This window comes from Pedobacter sp. GW821-FHT01D05, from assembly GCF_059422505.1.
The window spans coordinates 221,226-242,945 of the sequence record NZ_JBWKXA010000006.1 but is presented as its reverse complement, the minus strand read 5'-3'; the positions used below and the strand labels follow the sequence as shown (position 1 = coordinate 242,945).

18 protein-coding genes and 1 pseudogene are annotated in these 21,720 nt (G+C 38.6%); 6 read left to right on the top strand and 13 right to left on the bottom strand.

Features of this window, described 5'->3' with window-relative positions; all coding sequences use genetic code 11:
* Position 1: 1 nt before the first annotated feature.
* Positions 2-379, bottom strand: coding sequence for a hypothetical protein (locus AC07VK_RS20685; RefSeq protein WP_492962875.1), 378 nt, complete (start codon positions 377-379; stop codon positions 2-4).
* A gap of 14 nt (positions 380-393) precedes the next feature.
* Positions 394-1,680, bottom strand: coding sequence for a tyrosine--tRNA ligase (tyrS, locus tag AC07VK_RS20680; RefSeq protein WP_492962877.1), 1,287 nt, complete (start codon positions 1,678-1,680; stop codon positions 394-396).
* A 171-nt stretch (positions 1,681-1,851) separates the two neighbouring features.
* On the opposite strand from tyrS, the gene AC07VK_RS20675 reads away from it, so the two are divergent.
* The 6 genes and pseudogenes from AC07VK_RS20675 to AC07VK_RS20650 all read left to right on the top strand — a co-directional run bounded on the left by AC07VK_RS20675 (position 1,852) and on the right by AC07VK_RS20650 (position 8,044).
* Entirely contained in the window at positions 1,852-2,526 is a 675-nt protein-coding gene (locus AC07VK_RS20675; RefSeq protein ID WP_492955438.1) for an ACP phosphodiesterase, read from the top strand.
* A gap of 35 nt (positions 2,527-2,561) precedes the next feature.
* On the top strand, positions 2,562-4,064 hold the full coding sequence (locus tag AC07VK_RS20670) for a hypothetical protein (RefSeq protein ID WP_492955439.1): 1,503 nt from the start codon (positions 2,562-2,564) through the stop codon (positions 4,062-4,064).
* A gap of 30 nt (positions 4,065-4,094) precedes the next feature.
* Positions 4,095-6,110: an NAD-dependent DNA ligase LigA gene (gene ligA, locus AC07VK_RS20665; protein WP_492955440.1), complete on the top strand. Its 2,016-nt coding sequence runs from the start codon at positions 4,095-4,097 to the stop codon at positions 6,108-6,110.
* 87 nt (positions 6,111-6,197) lie between these two features.
* Positions 6,198-6,578, top strand: a pseudogene (locus tag AC07VK_RS20660) (GxxExxY protein).
* A gap of 64 nt (positions 6,579-6,642) precedes the next feature.
* Positions 6,643-7,530, top strand: coding sequence for a 4-hydroxy-tetrahydrodipicolinate synthase (gene dapA / locus AC07VK_RS20655; RefSeq protein WP_492962879.1), 888 nt, complete (start codon positions 6,643-6,645; stop codon positions 7,528-7,530).
* A 223-nt stretch (positions 7,531-7,753) separates the two neighbouring features.
* A complete protein-coding gene (locus AC07VK_RS20650) occupies positions 7,754-8,044 on the top strand; it encodes a hypothetical protein (RefSeq protein ID WP_492962881.1) in 291 nt (96 codons plus the stop codon).
* 137 nt (positions 8,045-8,181) lie between these two features.
* Here the strand turns inward: AC07VK_RS20650 and AC07VK_RS20645 are convergent, their stop codons facing one another.
* The 11 genes from AC07VK_RS20645 to murD form a co-directional block, all read right to left on the bottom strand.
* A complete protein-coding gene (locus AC07VK_RS20645; protein WP_492962883.1) occupies positions 8,182-8,664 on the bottom strand; it encodes a GNAT family N-acetyltransferase in 483 nt (160 codons plus the stop codon).
* A 188-nt stretch (positions 8,665-8,852) separates the two neighbouring features.
* Complete coding sequence (locus tag AC07VK_RS20640) at positions 8,853-9,836, bottom strand: helix-turn-helix domain-containing protein (RefSeq protein ID WP_492962885.1); 984 nt, start codon at positions 9,834-9,836, stop codon at positions 8,853-8,855.
* A 302-nt stretch (positions 9,837-10,138) separates the two neighbouring features.
* Entirely contained in the window at positions 10,139-10,315 is a 177-nt protein-coding gene (locus AC07VK_RS20635) for a BF3379 family histone-like protein (RefSeq protein WP_492962887.1), read from the bottom strand.
* A gap of 260 nt (positions 10,316-10,575) precedes the next feature.
* Positions 10,576-11,817, bottom strand: a complete 1,242-nt coding sequence (locus AC07VK_RS20630; RefSeq protein WP_492955445.1) for an aminotransferase class I/II-fold pyridoxal phosphate-dependent enzyme — start codon at positions 11,815-11,817, stop codon at positions 10,576-10,578.
* A 165-nt stretch (positions 11,818-11,982) separates the two neighbouring features.
* Positions 11,983-13,614, bottom strand: coding sequence for a cell division protein FtsZ (gene ftsZ, locus AC07VK_RS20625; RefSeq protein WP_492963152.1), 1,632 nt, complete (start codon positions 13,612-13,614; stop codon positions 11,983-11,985).
* A 130-nt stretch (positions 13,615-13,744) separates the two neighbouring features.
* The gene (gene ftsA, locus AC07VK_RS20620; protein ID WP_055915204.1) at positions 13,745-15,103 is read right to left on the bottom strand and encodes a cell division protein FtsA; all 1,359 of its coding nucleotides are present in this window, start codon (positions 15,101-15,103) and stop codon (positions 13,745-13,747) included.
* A gap of 5 nt (positions 15,104-15,108) precedes the next feature.
* On the bottom strand, positions 15,109-16,359 hold the full coding sequence (locus tag AC07VK_RS20615) for a cell division protein FtsQ/DivIB (RefSeq protein WP_492962889.1): 1,251 nt from the start codon (positions 16,357-16,359) through the stop codon (positions 15,109-15,111).
* On the bottom strand, positions 16,352-17,707 hold the full coding sequence (murC, locus tag AC07VK_RS20610) for a UDP-N-acetylmuramate--L-alanine ligase (RefSeq protein WP_492962891.1): 1,356 nt from the start codon (positions 17,705-17,707) through the stop codon (positions 16,352-16,354). Before murC ends, AC07VK_RS20615 begins: the two co-directional genes overlap by 8 nt.
* A 147-nt stretch (positions 17,708-17,854) precedes the next feature.
* Positions 17,855-18,958 carry an undecaprenyldiphospho-muramoylpentapeptide beta-N-acetylglucosaminyltransferase gene (gene murG / locus AC07VK_RS20605; protein WP_492955448.1) on the bottom strand — a complete coding sequence of 368 codons (1,104 nt, stop codon included), beginning with the start codon at positions 18,956-18,958 and terminating at the stop codon, positions 17,855-17,857.
* 107 nt (positions 18,959-19,065) lie between these two features.
* Positions 19,066-20,259: an FtsW/RodA/SpoVE family cell cycle protein gene (locus AC07VK_RS20600; RefSeq protein WP_492962893.1), complete on the bottom strand. Its 1,194-nt coding sequence runs from the start codon at positions 20,257-20,259 to the stop codon at positions 19,066-19,068.
* A 15-nt stretch (positions 20,260-20,274) separates the two neighbouring features.
* Positions 20,275-21,663, bottom strand: coding sequence for a UDP-N-acetylmuramoyl-L-alanine--D-glutamate ligase (gene murD, locus AC07VK_RS20595; RefSeq protein ID WP_492962895.1), 1,389 nt, complete (start codon positions 21,661-21,663; stop codon positions 20,275-20,277).
* Positions 21,664-21,720 lie beyond the last annotated feature (57 nt).

Here is a 21,720-nt window from a genome sequence, read left to right as displayed (position 1 = left end):
GTTATGGAGAGCATGAGTAGATTAAAATGTAATCAAACATATAATTAAGGGCAAAAAACATCCCAACCATAGCAAAAATCATCAAAATTGCCCCAGATACAGATACCGAAAACAGAAATTTTAGACTTTGCCTTTTGTTGGCCTTGATGATTTCGAAACTTCCGCTATCTACCCTATCCCAAAAGTAATATGTAGAAACAAGTTGGTCATTACTCCTTTCTTTAAACAGAATCTTTTCATGAGCCCCTTTAACTACTTCATAATCGAGCGCTTCCAACTCCCGGGTTATTCGATCGAATAGAATCTGATGCGAAAGATCAACTTCCTGTTCAATTTTAAATTCGAGCCCAATGAATAGATCTTTTATTTTCAGTTTCATTGGGCTTAAAAATATTATTCGGCGATTAAAAGGAAATAGTTTTTCTTTCCTTTCTGAACGACAATGAATTTGTCATTTATCAAATGATCTGCAGTAAAGATCTGAGCCATTTCAGCTACCTTCTCTTTGTTTACAGAAACGCCTCCTCCCTGAATGGTTTTCTTGGCCTCTCCTTTTGACGGAAATATAGCTGATTTTTCGGCAAGTAGGCTTGCTGCATCAATTCCAGCGCCAAGTTCTTCAATTAAAATCTTATATTGTGGTATACCATCAAATATATCAAACACCTCTTTATCAGATAAGCCTTTTAAAAACTCCAATGAACCGTTTCCGAACAAGAATTCTGAAGTTTTAATAGCCGTTTCTAAAGCTTCTACTGAATGGGTTTTTATGGTGATATCTTCAGCTAAAGCTTTTTGAAGGATACGTAAATGCGGTGCAGCATCATGCTCCTTTTCTAAGGCCTCTATTTCTTCTTTATTTTTAAGGGTAAAAATGCGTATCCATTTTTTCACATCATCATCTGATGCATTTAACCAAAACTGGTAGAATTTATATGGTGAGGTTTTCTCAGGATCTAACCAAACTGCCCCACTTTCGGTTTTACCGAATTTGGTTCCGTCTGCTTTTTTAATCAACTGCGTAGTAATGGCATAAGCTGTACCAGCGTCTTTTCTTCTGATCAGTTCCGTACCGGTAACAATATTGCCCCATTGATCCGAACCGCCCATCTGTACCAAGCAGTTTTCGTTTTTCCATAAATGATAAAAATCGTAACCCTGAATCAGTTGGTAACAGAACTCGGTAAAAGATAAACCGGAATCGCCTTCCAAGCGTCTTTTAACGCTATCTTTTGCCATCATGTAGTTCACAGTAATGTGTTTACCTACATCCCTGATGAAAGTGAAAAGGTTCATATCCTTAAACCAATCGGCATTGTTAACCATTACTGCGCCATTTCCACCTTCTTCAAATTTTAAGAATTTAGATAATTGCTTTTTCATCCCTTTCAGGTTATGCTCAATCATTTCAGGGGTTTGAAGATTACGTTCATCAGATTTCCCTGATGGGTCGCCTACCATACCCGTAGCACCACCAACCAAAGCAAACGGCTTGTGACCGGCATTTTGAAAATGAATCAGTGTCATGATCTGCGTTAAGTGCCCAACGTGCAACGAATCTGCAGTAGGGTCGAAACCGATATAACCAGAAGTCATACCCTCGTTTAACTTTTCCTCAGTATTCGGCATAATATCATGCAGCATGCCACGCCATCTTAACTCTTCAACAAAATTCGTCATTGTACAAACACTTTAATAATGTGCGTGCAAAGATAAAATTTTAGCTTAGTTTAAAGCAAATTAGTTGGTTTTGTAAACGAGTTATCGCAATTGTGCTTTGCAGTCCTGTATCCTTACCAATATTTTACCATTGGCGCTTTACAACCATATCAGAAAACATTACCTTGCAAGATGAACTTTTTATCCCATTATTATTTCGACCGGACAAGTAATGATGCCAATGTGGTAATGGGAACGGTTTTGCCAGATCTGATTAAAAATGCTGCAAAAGAGGCAAATTTATACCCACAGAAGAATGAATTCCTGTTTAAAGGAAATCCTGATGAAGAAAACCTGCTTTTTGGCTGGAAAAGACATTTAGCGGTCGACCTGCTCTTTCATTCCTCTAATTTTTTCCTCGAGAAAACCACCGAACTTAAACAGCTCATTAAGCCCATTGTAGAAAATACTGCGGTCCGCCCATCATTTCTCGCTCATATTGGCTTAGAACTTTTATTGGATCATTTATTGGTAACGCACAATCTGGTTCAGGTGAATCATTTTTATGATAAACTCGAAGCGGTAAAAAAAGAATCATTAAGCGATTTTCTGGAGCACTGTAACCTGAAATATCCAGAAGTATTTTTCAACTTCCTAGAAAAGTTCATCAGCAGTAAATACCTGTTGAGTTACCAAAAACTCGAAAATATCAGTTATGCTCTTAACAGGATTTGTATGCGTTTGTGGCCTGAAACGTTAAATGAAAAACAGTTGCAGCAGCTGACTTTTGAACTTGGGATTTTTAAAACCGTTCTAGAAAAAGATTACATGGATATTTTTGAGGAGATTGAGAAAAAACTGGTTTGATTATTTTGATATATTTGGGAAAACCAAACAACTAGATGAAAATTAAACTAATTCTCTCCTTATCAATCATTTTTTTGCAGTTCAACACCTTTGCTCAGCAGCAGATTAATGTTATCAAAAAACCAATGTGGAACATCAGGGCCTCTTATGACAGCAGGTACGGCACAAAGGTAGATTTATCCGGTAACGCCATCGCCATGATTGTCGACGTGCCCAAAGCCGATTTTGCAGTGGTTACCGTTGATGATAAGCTCAGTCAGAGATGGCTTACAACACTTACTGGTTTTCCAATGGCCATTGGAAAGTTTAAAAGCAACATTATGGTTGTGGCCTCTACAGACCGTAGCTACTTTAAAAGTTTTGCTAATCAATTTGTCGCCTATCTGCTGGAAGAAAAAACAGGCAAAATACTTTCGCAGAAGATAATTTATGATGGCAGCAAAGATTTCATTGAAGCACCGGAATTCTTTTTCTCTAATGATGGTTCCTATTTCAAAATGGCTAGCAGGTTAACGGGGGCAAAACGTAAAGTACATGTTGGATTACCAGTGGTTGGTATTTTAACTGCTCTTAAAATAGAGAAGGACTTTAATGAATCGCAAAGCTACACCGTAATCGATTTTAATGATAAGCTGGAGCAGATCCAGAAAATGGAACCCGACATGCCAGATGGAGATACCTGGAAGGCATCTTGTGGCGATGATGGAAGCTTTATCATCAGTACAGTAGATGCTCAGAAAGGAAAATGTAATGTGGCCATTTATTTGAGCAGTAATCCCAGCCCACTAAAAACAGTCAGCATTCCTTTGGATGCTTTTAACCAGGATGAGATATCGTCGATAAGCTTTGCAAGCAGTAAAAAGCCCCTGGTAAATTACATTGGTATATTCTACAAAAATGCGAACAAGGAACGCTCTACATTAATTGCAAGAATCGATTTCAATAATGGCACCTATACCTCAACAAAGGAAGTTTTTGATAAAGCGCACGTTAAAGAACTGCAAAAATCTTTTGTACCGGTTAATAAAAAATTCAACGATCTGACTTTTTCAGACATTAAATACATGAATATCAGACATATTGCAGAGTACAATAATACACTTCTGGTTACTATTTCCCCAAGGTTCTCTATTACGAGCAGTCATGGTTCTATTACATCTGAGGGATCGCTTCTGATGAATGCCTATGATGTTCAAATGAAACCGCTTTATCACCAATTCTTGCCCCGTGATTATACAAGTAGTATTGCCGGAGAGGGATCAGAGGTTTCGTTCAACCAGACAGAGAAAACCCTTCGGATCTTAGCCAATCAAAAAGATGGTCTTACTGCAGTTGCTACCGTATATGCTGAAATGAATCTGGAATCGGGCGCAATAAACAAAATCAATCTGATATCTAAGGACGACATCAAAAATTCTTATTATGCCAATACAGAATCGATCAGCTGGCTAAATAATAGCTTTGTTATTCCGTTTGTTGAGCGTATGGGCATTTTTAGCAAGAAAGTAGATTTACAGCTTTTACAACTAAAATATTAATCACTCTGCTCCTTTTTCTATATTTGTCTTATGTCGCTAACTGCAATAAAAGAAGAAATGGACGCCCTGGTGGCCGAATTAAACCAGCACAATTATAACTATTATGTGCTGGCTATGCCTACCATTGGCGATTATGAGTTTGATAAAAAATTAAAGCACCTCGCCGAGCTCGAAAAAGCAAATCCTGATTTCGCCGATCCAAATTCGCCTACGCAGCGTGTTGGTGGCGATATTACCAAAAACTTCATTACCGTAAACCACAAATACCCCATGTTATCGTTGGGGAATACCTATAATGAACAAGATCTCCGCGATTTTGATGAACGTATCCGTAAAGCCATTGGCGATAATTTCGAATATGTTTGTGAATTGAAATTTGACGGTTTATCGATTAGCCTCACTTACGAAAACGGCAAACTTTTAAGGGCAGTTACCCGAGGCGATGGCACCAAAGGTGATGATGTAACCAATAACGTAAAAACTATTCATACCATCCCACATCAAATCAAATCAGCTGTAGCACCTGAACATTTTGAAATCCGTGGAGAGATTTTTATGCACAAAGCGGCCTTTTTACGCTTAAATGCTGCCCGTGAAGAACTTGGTGAGATCCCTTATGCAAACCCTAGAAATTTTGCTTCGGGCACTATTAAAATGCAAGACAGCAAAGAAGTTGCCAAACGGCCCTTAGATGGTTTTATTTATTTCTTATACACCGATAAAAATGAATTTAAAACCCATTGGGAAAGTTTAAATGCCGTAAAAGATTGGGGTTTCCATGTTTGCGAACATAACCAACTAGTTTCTAACATCGATGCAGTATTGGAATTTATCCACCATTGGGAAAACGAACGTTTTAAACTAAGTTATGACATTGATGGCATTGTAATTAAGGTGAACAGTTATGCCCAACAGCAAGAATTGGGGTTCACCTCCAAATCTCCACGTTGGGCCATTTCATATAAATACAAAGCGGCAGAGGTTGAAACTATTTTAGAAAAAGTAACTTATCAGGTAGGCAGAACAGGTGCAGTTACTCCGGTTGCCAATTTAAAACCCGTTTTATTGGCCGGTACCACAGTTAAACGCGCTACATTGCACAATGCGAACGAAATAGATCGTTTGGATTTACATGAAGGCGATACTGTTTATGTCGAAAAAGGTGGTGAGATTATTCCAAAAATTATCAAGGTAAATTTAGATAAGCGATTGCCTGGCGCTACAAAGGTTCAATATTTACACAATTGCCCCGAATGTGGAACAGAATTAATCAGAAGAGAAGGAGAAGCAGTTCATTATTGCCTTAACGATGAGGGCTGCCCGCCACAGATTGTTGGAAAAATTCAACATTTCATTTCGCGCAAGGCCATGAACATTGATGGACTTGGTGATGAAACCATCGAAACCTTTTATAAACATGGTTTGATAAATCATATTAGCGATTTATATACCCTGTACCAAAAATCCGATCAGTTAAAAACCTTAGACCGTTTCGGAGAACGATCGATCGAGAACATGCTTGCAGGAATTGAAAAGTCGAAGGAAATGCCTTTTGAGAAAGTACTTTTTGGCTTAGGTATCCGATATGTTGGTGAAACAGTTGCAAAGAAAACTGCCGCTGGCGTAAAGAATATCGACAACCTTTGTAAAGCTACTGTAGAGGAATTAACTGCCATTGATGAGATCGGTCAGCGAATTGCAGAGAGTATTGTTGAGTATTTTGGAAAATCTGAGCATTTACAGCAGATAGAATTATTAAAATCTGCAGGATTACAGTTTGAAATTGAAGAAAAGATAATTACGCTTGATAGTGATAGGCTTATTGGAAAAACATTCGTAATTTCGGGCGTTTTTGAAAACTTTAGCCGCGATGAGCTAAAAGATATGATTGAGGCCAATGGAGGCAAGATGCTGAGCAGTATTTCCGGCAAATTAAATTACCTGGTAGCAGGCGACAATATGGGTCCATCGAAACTGGAAAAAGCGAATAAACTAAACGTTCCGATCATCAGCGATGCCGAACTTTTAGAGATGATAGGTGGGTAGTTTACCACAAAGACACTAAGAACACAAAGTTGATTGATTAAAAGCATCCCTATTGCTTAAAAATAAACTATTTTAATACATTAAGGGATGACTGAAAATGAAATTGCTAAATTAATTGTTAATGCTGCCTGTCAGGTTCATGTTGAACTAGGCCCAGGATTATTAGAGTCGGCGTATTAAGCTTGCCTAATTTACGAATTGGTTAATGCTGGATTGCAGGTTTCCAATCAAATAGATCTTCCTGTTTATTACAAGAACACAAAGCTTTATTGTAATTACAGAATAGATATTTTGGTTGAAGAAAAAGTGATTATGGAAGTGAAAGCCGTAAGCATCCTCAAAGATGTTCACTTGGCACAAACAATAACGTACCTAAAACTTTCGAACTGTAAGTTAGGGTTACTCATTAATTTTAATGAGACGAAGATAAAGGATGGAATAAAAAGAGTTATAAATGGCTATTTATAACCAAAAAAATAAAAACCTTGGTGCCCTTTGTGGCTCTGTGGTAAAACAAAAAGTAAATTATATAATGAACAAATTTCAGGGTACTGGTGTAGCATTAGTTACACCTTTCAACACAGATGGATCAGTTGATTATAACGGCTTAAAAAACCTGATTAATCATTTGGTAGACGGAGGGATAGATTACCTCGTTTCTTTAGGTACAACCGGCGAAACCGCTACAATGACCAAGGACGAGAAGAAGAAGGTGTGGGCCTATACTGCTGAAATTAACAACAACAGATTACCTTTAGTTGCCGGTATTGGTGGCAATAACACTTTGGCCGTTGCTGAAGACATTAAATCTTTTGATACTGCCGGATATAGTGCAATTTTATCCGTTAGTCCGTATTACAATAAACCTACGCAGGAAGGAATTTACCAGCACTATAAATATTTAGCCGAAATTTCTCCTTTAGATTTGATTTTATATAATGTACCAGGCCGTACTGGAAGCAATATGAGTGCTGAAACCACCTGCAGACTGGCGCATGATTTTAAAAACATCATCGCTACTAAAGAAGCTTCAGGAAGTTTCGATCAGTTTAACCAGATTATGCGAGATAAACCTGCAGATTTTCTTTTAATCTCTGGTGATGACCCCGTTACTTTGCCGATGATCGCTTTAGGTGCCGCAGGGATTATTTCGGTAATCGGGAATGCTTTACCTAAGCAATTTTCTGATATGGTGAAGCTTTGTTTAGCTGGCGATTATAAAATGGCCTTGCCTGCTCATTTAAGCTTAATAGAATTTACGCGTTTGGCTTTTGCGGAGGGCAATCCGGCAGGAATAAAAGCGGCTTTAAAACATTTAGGTGTTTGTGGCGATACGGTAAGGTTGCCATTGGTTAAAGCTTCTGAATCACTAGAAAAATCGATTATTGCAGAGATAGAAAAACTAAGCGAGGTGGCTTAAACGCTATCCTATTAATATTTTTTAGAACAGATTGTTTGATTTTGCTAAAAGGCAAATGAAGACAATCTGTTTTTTTGTGTGTAAATAAAAAATTACGCAAACAAACCAACTGAAAATCAACACCTTAAAACCACCCAAAAAAACTATGATGCTACAAAAGTTTTAGGCCTATTAAAGGCATCATTATTGAATTGGCTTCGATACACACAAATAAACACACACAATGAAAAAATTAGTATTAATTGCCCTGATGGCGATAATGGCTATGGGCTGCAAAAGCAGGTCGTATGTTGAATCTTCAATAGCAATTGGGATGCCCGAAAGTGATTTTAAAAAGGCTAATCGTTCTGCAGAATTGATGTTGGCCAATAATGATGGCACAAATGTTTACCGCATGATCTCAAATTCATTTATCCCAAAACCAGAACCTTTTACTTTCTTTTATTTTTATCAGGGTAAGCTCACACGCTTTGTGAAGTCAGACCGTTTAGATGACTATAAATTTATCCATTAGTAAAAAGAGATTGAATACAATATAGATTTGTCATCCTGAGCTTGTCGAAGGACTTGTTCAATGGTGTTTCGACGGGCTCAACATGACAGAATCTGAAGAGAAATTGTCTTTATAATACAAATACTTTTTTTAGGGTGCTAAGCAATCAATTTATTTCTTCTTTCCATCAGCAGGTTATCCTGCCAAACGCCTTTTGCCTTCCCTATTTTTTCGCGATAGCCAACAACCCTGAAGCCTGCTTTTTCATAGATTTTCAATATCGCAGAATTTTGCAAAAATATCCCGGCCTGAAGCATCCAAATGCCTTTCTTTTCACTTTCTTTAACCAGGGCATCTAACAATAAAGAACCTATTCCCTGGCCTTTATAACCATGTTTAACATACACTTCTGTCTCACCGACCCTGCCAATATCATAATTTGCTGATACTGGCAAAAGCGCGCTCCAACCTATAATTTCTTTACCTTTGCAGGCCACAAACCTACAAGCCTTAAGGTGTGATGAATCCCAGTCTACCCAGGAAATATCAGGGGTCCTAAAACTCGCGGTACCAGTATCGATTCCTTCCTGATAAATGGTACTAACCTCACCCCAGTCTTCAGCACGCATTATTCTTATCATAGTTTTAATCAATTATGGCTAAAAAAAAGCCAGTGAAAGCTATATCGTTAATGTTAATTGAACGAAATTAGCCAATCAGGCTCCTTCTAACGAAGATAACAGGCCCGAGTTTGTCCTGTATTATAAATCAATACAACTCGCCTGCAAAAAGCAGCTTAAAGAGCCGTTTCCGTAACAAAAACGTTAAACTAAGGTTCCTCCTTTACAATGTTCTTTGAATACTCAAGAGGGCTCATTCCTACCAATTTTTTAAAAGAATTATAGAAAGCACTCCTGGACGAAAAACCTGCACTATAGGCCAATGCCTCTAGTGTGAAATTTTGCATAATCTCAGGATTACGGATACTGTCCTTAATCCAATTTACCCGATATTGATTAATATAATCAATAAAACTTTTATTGAAATAGCTGTTTAATACCACAGAAAGTATATGACTGCTTATACCGATTTTTTGAGCGAGAGAATGGAGCCTGATGTCTTTTTGCCTGAACAATTGATGTTTGTTCACGTAGAGCTCCAATTTTCGTCCACATTCTGCGAGGTCTCGGCTTCGTTCTTTAGGTTTCGAAAAGTCTTTCTTGATGGATAGAAGTGTAGAGGCTTTAACATTCAACAAAGAGGCTACCAGCTCTAAAGGCAAACGGTCTAAATAACCTGGATTAGTTTTAGCAAAATACAGATACCTTTCTTTTGCATTCCCTACACGTATAATATGTGCTCTGTGCTGGGCATCTTTATAATATTTTTCTAAAACAACCCTAAAGATATAATTGAGCTCGAAGTGATGTGCAAAAAGCCTATTCAGTTCATTATTATGGATGGCCAACAGATCTGTATCTTCAACAGCCACCACATATTCTTCCGAATAACCCGATCCATGAAGACCTGATATGGAACTAACAAAATCGTTTTCGACTGAGATATAAGTTGTTATTTTTTGTTTATTATGGGTGGTGCAACCCATTACAGCGCCTTTAACAATGAAATAGATATACTCACATACTTCGTTCTCATTGAACAGTATCTGGTCTTTTTTAATACTTAACGTTAAAAGGTGTTGCTCAAATTCTTCTTTCAATTTAGTGTCTACAGGATGCACGCTACCCAGCACATTCAGCACATACCCTACATCCTTACTTTCTGCTTTATTGTATTGCAAATGTTTTGACACCTTATATTGTTAATCATGTTAGCACTTCATACCATAATTGGTATATTTTGGACGCTATTTATTTACCTTAACACCAAGCTTCAAATAAATAGTAAAATAGAAGTTTCATCTTAATGTTTGCAACGCAAATAGACTATCCAGTAAATAAAAAGGAAGCTAACGAAACTTAAGCAACGAAAGACAATTTGTCTTATATATTTTACAATAATAGAAAATATTTAATAATGGATAAGGCAGAAATATCGCATAAAAAAAAGCCTCAGAAGATCTCTGAAGCTTTTCATTACAATATCTTTGATCGCTTAAGCTTTGTTTTTAGTTTCCTGAACTTCCAAACGGATGGCCTGAGCTAAGTTTTTCAAATCCTGCATACCTTTACGTATACGGGTTCCAGCAGCGCTGTTACCTTTGTTATAAAATTTGTCTGCATCAGCTTCTAAAGCTGCCACTAGACTTTTTACTTCTTCGTATTTTTTCATTTTTAATTACTCCTATGGTTCTTTAAGGGTTTAGTTTTTAATTATCTACTCTAATTTAAAGGGTTTGATGAAATAAAAAAATTTTTAGAACAATAAAAAACAGCCTTCTACACCGTTTTTTTCCACATTCTATGCATTTATAAACAATTACCTTAAAAACACGCACAACAAGTGACTGAAATACAGGTTTTTACAAAAACAACCTTAACAAAAAAGCCCTTTAAACGTATTTAAAGGGCCTTGTAAAATTTTTATAAATCTTAAACAGTAGCGAAAAGATTCTCTTTATAATACCCGTTCTCTAATTTTTCAGCAACTTCGCTAAAAGCGTCTAAAGTACGTTGTACATCTTCCAGTGTGTGAACTGCTGTAGGAATTAAACGAAGTTCGATCATACCTTTTGGAATTACCGGATAAACAACGATTGAGCAAAAGATACTATAGTTCTCGCGTAAATCGTAAGTAATTGCAGTGGCATCAGAAAGTTCACCTTTTAAGAAAACCGGCGTAACTACTGAATCGGTAACCCCTAAATCGAATCCGCGTTCGCGTAATCCTTTTTGCAGGGTCATTGCAATTTCCCAAAGTTTATCTTTTAACTCAGGCTTGCTTTTTAGCAATTCTAAGCGCTTTAACAAGCCGATTACCATTGGCATAGGTAATGCCTTAGCAAAAGTCTGAGAACGCATGTTATACCTTAAGAAATTGGTAATCTGTTCTGTTGAAGCAACAAAAGCACCAATACCCGCCATAGATTTGGCGAAGGTTCCAAAATAAACATCAATTCCATCAATACAATCTTGTGCTTCGTGTGTACCTGCACCGGTTTTACCCATAGTACCGAAACCATGTGCATCATCAACCAGAATACGGAAGTTGAAATCTTTTTTAAGATCAACAATTTCCTTTAATTTACCCTGAGCACCGCTCATTCCAAAAACACCTTCAGTAATTAAAAGAATACCACCTCCAGTTTCTTCAACCAGTTTGGTAGCACGCTCTAACTGCTTACGGGCACTTTCAATATCGTTATGTTTGTAAACAAATCGTTTACCCATGTGCAAACGTAACCCATCTACAATACAGGCATGCGATTCTGCATCATACACCACAACATCATTCCTGTCAACCAAAGTATCGATAATGGATACCATACCCTGGTAACCGTAGTTTAATAAAAATGCATCTGGTTTGCCCACAAATGCTGCAAGTTCTTGCTCCAGCTGTTCATGATAGTTTGAGTTACCGCTCATCATACGGGCACCCATAGGGTAAGCCATACCAAATTTTGCAGCTGCTTCTTCATCTGCCTTTCTAACTTCCGGGTGATTGGCTAAGCCTAAGTAGTTGTTTAAACTCCAAACCAAATGCTCTTTTCCACGAAACTGCATGTGAGGTGCAATTTCTCCCTCTAATTTTGGAAATGAGAAATACCCATGAGACCATTTCTGGTGTTGCCCAAGTGGCCCCATGTGCTTTGCTATCTTATCAAATATATCCAATGTATTATGTGTTTTTTATAATAAAATTTTGCGAATTTAAGCTTTATTCGTCTTAAAATCAACCTAATGATCTTTTAGGTGTTAATTAAGATTTTTAACGCTCCAATTTTATGCCAAAAAAGCCCCGAAATAAAATCGGGGCTTTAAAATTATATTTGGTTTGTTTTAATCAACGTTATCGTGCAAGAAAGAATTATTAGGCCTGATCTCAGTACCACCGTCTTGATCGTTGCTTAAAGTAAACCTACTCACCTGCGATTCAGAAGAATGCTGAACTTGTTGCAACTGCATTTGTTTGCGTTTATAAGCAGGTTCGTTTTCCAATTCCTGTAAACCATTGGTGGTGCGCAATTTCATGCTTAAATCTTTTAAACGTAAGATACGTTCTTTAGATTTTTTCAATTGCTCTTCCATCGATTCATCACTTTTGTCATCGTCTAAACCTACAACCGGCATTTCGATTTCTGGTTCAGGCTCTGGCATTGGCGGCATTTGGGCAGCTGGTGTTTCGAACACAAAATTAGTTTCTGCTAATTTCACTTCAAACTCAAAACCAGTTTCCTGTGCCTCCTCTACCCGAGGTTCTTCCTCCATCAAAGTATGGCGAACCACATTATTTTCTGGCTCCTGAACTTTTTGAGGTTCCGATTTATTGAACATACCACCAAAAAGATCTGCCTGCGAAACTTCTTCCTTCGTTTTTAAAACAGGCTCGTAAGATGGCGTTGTTTTAGGCTGAATGAAAGAGTTTACTGGTTCAACGGGACGAACTAGCGGCGCTTCTTCAGGTGTTAAAAGTGATATTTTCTTTTTATTTTTTTCTTCGTTTACGCGTTCTTCTGATGTTTGGAAACCTGTAGCAATAATGGTTACTGAAAGTTTATCACTTAAAGATTCGTCGGTACAGTTACCCCAGATCAAATCAGCCGACAAACCAGCTTTCTCCTGGATGTAATCGGTAATGATCGAAACCTCATCCATGGTTACCTCGCGCAGACCAGAGCTGATATTCAATAAAATATAACGGGCTCCTTCGATTTCATTATCTTTTAACAATGGAGAAGCCAAGGCACCTTCAACAGCCTGTAACGCACGGTCTTCGCCCTCAGCGGCAAAACTACCCATAATGGCTACGCCACTATCTTTCATTACAGTACGCACATCCTTAAAATCCACGTTAATATAACCTGGCACTGTAATAATCTCTGCAATACCTTTTGCTGCCGTTGTTAAAATATCGTCGGCCTGACCAAAGGCAGAGCCCAGGGTTAGGTTTCCGAAGATTTCGCGCAGGCGGTCATTTGAGATAACCAGATAAGAATCTACGTATTTCTTCAACTCTTCCATTCCCTCGTCGGCCTGCAGTCTACGTCTTTTTCCTTCGAAAGAAAATGGTGTAGTAATAATGGCAACAGTTAAAATGTCAAGCTCTTTAGCTGCTTTCGCAATAATTGGAGAAGCCCCTGTTCCGGTACCACCACCCATTCCTGCTGTAATAAAAAGCATTTTGGTTGTACTACCTAACATGGCCTTAATATCATCTATATTCTCTATCGCTGAGTTTTTACCAACCTCAGGGATAGAACCAGCCCCCATTCCTTCGGTTAAGCTAGCACCTAATTGTACCTTGTTAGGTATTGGGCTAGATTCCAAAGCCTGGGCATCTGTATTACAAATAATAAAATCCACACCAGTAATACCAGACAGGTACATATGGTTCACTGCGTTGCCGCCACCGCCTCCAACACCAATTACCTTGATGATTGAAGACTTATCTTTTAACATTTCGAACTGCATATCTTTATGAATCAGTTGTTTAAAAATTTTTAAATTCTGTTCATTACTCAATGTAATATTAACACTTTTTCAACAGACGTTTTCCACAACTGTTGATAATGTGGAAAACTCATCTTTTGTGGAAAAATAATTAACTTTTTAAGTAATCTTCATCGCTTACATTCATATCGTCCTGAATGAAAGTTCTCGTTTTTGCCAGTAATTTATCAAACAAACCTGGTCCGCGTTTCTCTTTTTCTTTGGCTGTTTTTGGTTTTTCTACAAAAACACCAGGTTGTTTCATTTCTTCAATTAACTCTTCTGCTTTTTGGATTCCTTTGATCAGCAGACCTACACTGGTTGCATACATCGGGCTTTTCAGATCATCATAAATGGTTTTAGGCATATCTTCATATTTAGATAAATGCTCGTTCGGGTAACCAATACGACAATCTAAACCAGTTACATATTCAACTGCCTGAGATAAGTGTTTTAATAAAGCACCACCACCGGTAATTACAATACCACCGATCAGTTTTTTCTCATATCCGGAAGATTTGATCTCGTAATACACGTGCTCAATAATTTCTTCCATGCGTGCCTGGATAACGTAAGCCAGGTTTTTAACAGAAATTTCTTTTGGTTCGCGGCCGCGTAAGCCCGGAACACAAATAATTTCGTTTTCTTTATTCTCTTCTGCCAATGCAGAACCAAAACGCGTTTTTAATAACTCAGCCTGGTTACGCATTACAGAGCAGCCTTCTCTGATATCTTCGGTAACACTATTGCCACCAAAAGGGATAACTGCCGTGTGACGGATAATACCTTCGTGGAAAATAGCAATATCTGTAGTGCCACCACCAATATCAACCAATGCAATACCAGCTTCTTTTTCTTCCTCGCTCAACACCGATTCAGAAGAAGCCAATGGCTCAAGAATTAAATCCTGAGTTTGCAAACCTGCATTATTTACACATTTGATGATATTTTTTACTGCCGTAACCTGACCAGAAATGATATGGAAGTTAGCTTCAAGGCGAACCCCTGCCATACCGATCGGATCTTTGATTCCCGGCTCGTTATCGATGGTAAATTCCTGTGGCAATACATGGATGATTTCCTCACCCGGCGGCATGACCAGTTTAAACATATCATCAATCAGCTTATCGATATCTTTTTTACCGATTTCGTTGTTTAATTCTCTTCTTGTTAAAATTCCTCTGTGCTGTAAGCTCTTAATGTGCTGACCAGCAATACCCACATTTACCACCTGTATCTCTACATTGGATTGTCCGCTTGCTACTTCAACTGCTTGAGCAATACCCTGCACGGTTTTTTGAATGTTAGAAACCACTCCACGTGTTACACCCGCCGATTCTGCCTTGCCTATTCCTAAGATTTCTATCTTACCGTGTTGTGTTCTACGACCAACGATAACACAAATTTTTGTAGTACCGATATCCAATCCTACTACGATGGGCGACTGACTGGTAAATTTTGCCTTGTCCATATTCGTTAATTTTGCTGAGTTTTATACTGTTTTTCCAGGGCCCTGATTTCTTTCTCTTTTGCTTCTTTCTCTTTCTTCAGTTGGGCCTCAGATTTTGCCGGCTTTGGCTGTGTTGTTACCGTTTGCTTCGGTTTTTCTTTTTTATCCGCCGGTTTTGTTTCCTTCGGTTTGGCGGCCTGCGCAAGCGCTGGCTTTTTTACTTCTTTTTTAACTGGTGCTGTTTTTTTAGTTGCTTCCTTTTTCACTTCCGTTTTTTTCGGCTCGGGCTTTTTGGCTTCAACCTTCGGTACCTCTACCTTTTTAGGCTCAGTTTTTTTTGTTTCGTTTTTTTTGGACTCTTCCTTTTCAACTGTCTCTGCCTCTGGCCGGTCATCCATCGCCGCAACAATTGTGCTGTTGATCAGTGAATCGGTTACGTTTCGCTGTATCCTCAAACTATCTGCTGCAGAAATTGTTTTTACTTTTTTTCCTAATTCTGTCGAATCTCTCTTTTCGCAAACAATCTGGTTGGTGTATTTAATATTAATGGTTTTATATGTATCCCAACCTACCTGCGGCATGGCCTTTTTATAGAACAGCAACAGGTTTTTCATTTTCTTTTCAAGCGAATCGGCATTTCCCAAAACAATACGTTGATTACCTACTCTTGGTATCAGTTCGATGTCGTTTTTCTGATCAACCACAATCTGTTCTATCTGAGCATCCCAAAGAGTATCTTTCTTAATGTACTGCGCAGTTTTATATAAATCTCTGGCCAATTGTGTATGCAAAGTATCAACCCTGCTCCCAAAAACCTCTGTAATATGCCCTGTCGCTACAAGCACGTTCGCAGTGAAGTTTGATGAAATAGGCATTTTCAGTCCATCATTATCAATGTAAAAATCCTGTCCGTTCTCGTTCAATATGCGGAGGATAGGTTGGCGCTGTTTTACTTCAATGTGCAGTACGCCATCCATATCTACATATACTTTAGCAAAACCGATGTAAGGGTTAGACTGCAGCTTCTTTTCAATCTTATGAATGTTTATATTCTCGAGGTTACGACCTAAAAGCACACCTTGATCTTCTTTTAAAATGGCATCGATTTCTTCCCGCTCAATGAAGTTATCAGCTCCGGGAATCAGGATCTTAACATCCGTGCATTTAACAGTCTGTTTCTTCACATTGATAAAACTCAAAAGCACCACCACCCCTGCCAAGCTGATCAGCCAGGCAAAGCCAGTAAAAATTGCGCTCCAGTTTATCCTTTTAAGCATTGTTTAAAGTATTTTTAAGGGGTTCGATGATCGTGTCGATATCTCCCGCACCTACTGTTAAAATTAATTCAGGTTTTGAGTCCTTAACATACTGAACCACAAAATCTTTTCCACATATTTTTTTATCTGCTAAAGTTATTTTATCCAATAAAAACTGTGCATTTATCCCTTCAAGCGGCAATTCTCTTGCCGGATAAATTTCCAACAGCATCAGTTCGTCAGCCGTGCTTAAAACTTTTGCAAATTCATCAGCAAAATCCCTTGTCCGCGTGAAGAGGTGCGGCTGAAAAATCACCGTTAGCTTTTTATCCGGATACAACTGCCTTACCGCATCAAAACAAGCCCTCAGTTCTTCGGGATGATGTGCATAATCATCAATATAAATCTGATTGCCATTATTCACAATATATTCGAAGCGGCGTTTAACACCCTTAAAATTGGCAACCGCCTGTTTTACCTTTTCAGCATCGATACCCAATTGCAGTGCAATGGCGATGGCAACCGTTGTATTTTCGACATTATGCTTACCGGGAAGCATTAAACGAATGTCTTTGATACTTTGTGTACTGTCGGTATAATCGAAAACAAATTTCGATCCTTCGACCCTTAAATTTTCTGCCTTTGCAGTTGCTGTTGAACTTGCCGCATAACTGATGCTTTTTTCAAGTGGCAGTCCTTCGTGCGCATAAAGTGTACCTTCTGCTTTAAGCTGGCCTGCAAACAAACGGAAAGATTCTTCGAGGTGACTTTTATCTCCGTAAATATCCAAATGATCGGCATCCATTGAGGTGACAACGGCCACATCAGGGTGCAAGGTTAGGAAAGAACGATCGTATTCATCGGCCTCTACCACTACAACATTGTTTTTACCGAAAAGCACATTACTATTATAGTTACTGGTTATCCCACCTAAAAAAGCAGTACAATCGTAGCCGGTATCTTTTAAAATATGCGCAACAATAGATGATGTTGTGGTTTTGCCGTGCGTACCTGCAACCGCAATACAGAACATTCCTTTACTGATGATCCCTAAAACCTCAGAACGTTTTTTAAGTGCAAAGCCTTTATTTATAAAATGGTTTAAAATTTTCGAATCTTTCGGAATTGCAGGCGTATAAACCACCAGTGTATCGTCATGATTATCCAAAAATGCGCAAGGCAATGAAGAGGCTTCATCAAGATACGTAATGAGAATGCCTTCCTGCTCTAAGGTTTCGGTCAGCTTAGTCCTGGTTTTGTCGTAACCACAAACTACTTGTCCGCGTTTAGCAAAATAACGGGCAAGCGCACTCATGCCGATACCACCGATACCTACAAAGAAAACCCTATTTATTTTACTTAGTTCCATTTTTTTAAGCTGAAAGTTGAAAGACCAAAGCTTAAAGCTTGCCTTTCTATTGTTTTATTTTTTATTTTCTATCGCATTAAGATTGTGCTTCGGACCTTGCAATAACGATCTGTCTTTACTTTGGTCTTTATGCTTTAGTCTTCAAGCTTATTTTATCAATTTCAGTACTTCGTTCGCTATAATTTCATCTGCCGCTGGCAATGCCATTTTGCCCAGGTTTTCAGAAAGTTTTTCGCTCTGTTCTTTGTTATTTAATAATGCCAATGCCTCTTTAACCAAGGTATCTTCTGCAGAACGGTCGTTAATTAATATTGCTGCACCGTTTTTCACCAGCGCCATTGCATTTTTAGTTTGATGGTCTTCTGCTACATTTGGCGAAGGCACCAAAATCACTGGCTTTTTAATTAAACAAAGTTCAGCTATAGTCCCTGCTCCCGCCCGGCTGATAATAACATCTGCAGCCGCATAGGCCAGATCCATTTTATTCAAAAATTCCAGGATGCGAACATTGGGGTGGTATTCCAAACCCAATCTCTCCAAAATTCCTTTATAGTAATATTTACCTGTTTGCCAAATTACCTGCACATCTTGTGCAAGGATATCGGGTAAATGTTTTTCAATTGCTTTATTCAAAGTACCGGCGCCTAAACTTCCACCAGTAACCATAATGGTCTTTTTCAATGGATCTAATTTTAGTAGTTCGGCACCCTGAAAATGTTTTCCTTTAATATCAACTACTTCCTGGCGGACAGGATTCCCTGTTTTTAAAATCCTATCAGCTGGAAAAAACTGATCCATATCATCAAAGGCGACACAGATTTTTGAAGCCTTTTTACCTAACCATTTATTGGTTATTCCGGCATAAGAATTCTGTTCCTGGATGAGGTAAGGAATTCCTTTCAAAGAGGCTGCATACAATAGTGGGCCTGAGGCATAGCCACCAACACCTACTACGGCATCGGGCTTAAAATCACTAATAATCTGCATGGCTTTGCGCACACTACCGATTACCTTGAACGGAAGCGCCAGATTTTTAATAATCGAGCCACGTTGCATTCCACTAATATTTAATCCTATAATTTTATATCCGGCTGCAGGAACTTTTTCCATTTCCATGCGGCCTATTGCACCCACAAACAAAATCTCACAGGTTGGCACCATGCGTTTTAGCGCATTGGCTATGGCCACGGCGGGAAAAATATGCCCGCCGGTGCCACCACCTGATATGATAATTTTTGGGGAATTATTCATTTTAATTATTATTTACCGCAAAGAGCGCTGAGTTTTTCGCAAAGTACGCTAAGCTTTCTATTATTATTCTAATTGAGTTATTGGTTAGATCTCCACGCCCTAACCTGTTAAGCTATTGCTGGTATTTCACCTACTATTATTTTATTTTTTACTTTCTCTTTTTCTTCTTTTGTTAATGCATTTGCATTTTCTTCTACATCACGGCTTACGCTGAGTATAATCCCGAAGGCCACACTGGTAAAGATCATTGATGTACCGCCCATACTTACCAATGGCAGCGGAACCCCTGTTACCGGGCCCAAGCCTACGGCTACGGCCATGTTTGCAAAGGCCTGTATGGTCAGACTGAAACTCAGTCCAGCCGCAAGCAATGCACCGAATGCCTTGGGTGCCCGCGTTACGATCTTGATACATCGGTATAAAAGCACCAGGTATAGTATCATGATTACAATTCCTCCCACAGTTCCCCATTCTTCAATAATAATGGCGAAAATAAAATCGGAATACGGATGTGGTAGGAAATTGCGTTGTGTACTATTACCTGGTCCTTTACCAAAAACACCACCAGTAGCCAAAGCAATTTTTGCCTGATCTGCCTGGAAAGTTTTATCTGAATGCTGCATTTCAGGATGTATAAACGTATTGATACGCGACATGTATGTTTTTCTCCTTGGACCCAAAAAGAAAACAAACAATAACAGTACGAAACCACCTGCACAAACAATCGCGATCTGTTTAATACTGATCCTACCGATAATTAACAGCAAAATACTTACACCAAACAGCATTAATGCTGTAGATAGGTTAGCCAGTGCTATTAAAACAAACACCACACAAACAGAGCCCATAATTGGTATAAATGACTCTTTAACATTTTTAATATTTTCTTGCTTTTTGGTTAGCATCCTGGCCAAAAAGGTAATCAATGCGAGTTTAGCCAAATCGGAAGTTTGAAAAGTTAATCCGATTACCGGTATTTTAACCCACCGAGATGCATCGTTCAAATTCGTTCCGAATATTAATGTATAGAACAGCAACGGAATGGTAACGATCATCAATATTTTCGAAATACCGGCATAATAGCGATAATCGAGCAGGTGGGCAATATAGATCATCCCGATACCCATCAGCACAAAAATCAAATGTTTGGTGAGCAAAAGCTTTTCTACCGTTTCTCCTTTTTTATATGCCAAGGTACCTGTTGCACTGTATACCGCCATTACGGATATAAGCGAAAGCAGGATGATGATCAACCAGATCCATCTATCGCCTTTTGTTTTATTAAGTAGTGCTTGGAACATATATTGTACCTCCTATTATAATTCTCTAACTGCCGCTTTAAACTGGTTACCGCGGTCTTCGTAATTTTTGAACAGATCGAAACTGGCACAAGCTGGTGATAACAATACTACATCACCACGTTTAGCCAAATGGAAAGCAATCTGGGCTGCTTCATCTGCCGAAAAAGTATTTACAATTACTTCTACATCATCCTCGAAAGCATCGTGGATACGTTTGTTATCCTTACCCAAACAAACGATAGCCTTAACCTTACTTTTAACCAGATCTTTAAGCATGTTGTAATCGTTTCCTTTATCAACACCGCCCATAATCAGCACTACATCGCTGGTCATACTCTCTAAAGCATACCAGGTAGAGTTTACATTGGTGGCTTTACTGTCGTTGATAAAATCGATCCCCGAAATTTTGGCCACATGCTCTAACCTGTGCTCAATATTTTTGAAATTGCCCATGCTCTCGCGGATGGTCTCATTTCTTAATTCTAAAACTTTAGACACAATGCCCGAGGCCATAGAATTGTAAATGTTGTGCTTGCCCTGTAAGGCTAAATCTGAAATAGACATGGTTAGTTGGTTATTTGGTTCTGTAAGGATATGTATAGTAATTTCTTCTAAATAAGCACCCAGTTCTACTTTTTTAGTAATTGAAAAGGGAAAGGCTTTCGCCACAGGCTTAATCAGCGCGATGGCTTTTAGGCTCTCTTCGTCATCTGCACAATAAATGAAAACATCTTCTGCTGTCTGGTTTTGAACAATCCGCATTTTAGATGCAGCATAATTCTCCAGTTTATAATCGTAACGGTCTAAATGATCTGGCGTGATGTTGAGCAAAACAGCGATATCTGCTTTAAACGCAAACATATCATCAAGCATGAAGCTTGAAATTTCCAGCACATAATATTCGTAATCTTCTGTAGCCACCTGTGCTGCAAAACTCTGTCCGATATTACCAGCCAGGCCGACGTTTAACCCAGCATTTTTTAGAATGTGATAGGTTAATAAACTCGTAGTCGACTTACCGTTTGAACCCGTAATGCAGATGGTTTTTGCATTGGTATATCTTTTGGCAAATTCAATTTCCGAAACCACAGGAATCCCTTTTCCTACCAATTTTTTAATAATTGGGGCCGTAGGAGGAATACCCGGACTTTTAATTACCTCTGTTGCATTTAAGATCAGTTCTTCGGTGTGCTTTTCAGATTCGAACGGAATAGAAAGTTTTTCTAATGCAGCGCTATATTTATCGGTAATTACCCCATAATCGGAAACAAAAACATCGAAACCTTTTGCCTGGGCCAATTTTGCAGCGCCAACCCCACTTTCGCCGGCACCAAGAATAACTACACGGCCCTGCCCGGTCATCGCTGACTTAGTATTGCTTGATGTGCTATTATTCGTGCTCATTTTTTTAGTATCAAGTAATGGGTATCGAGTATCAAGACACGAATACCATCACATTTT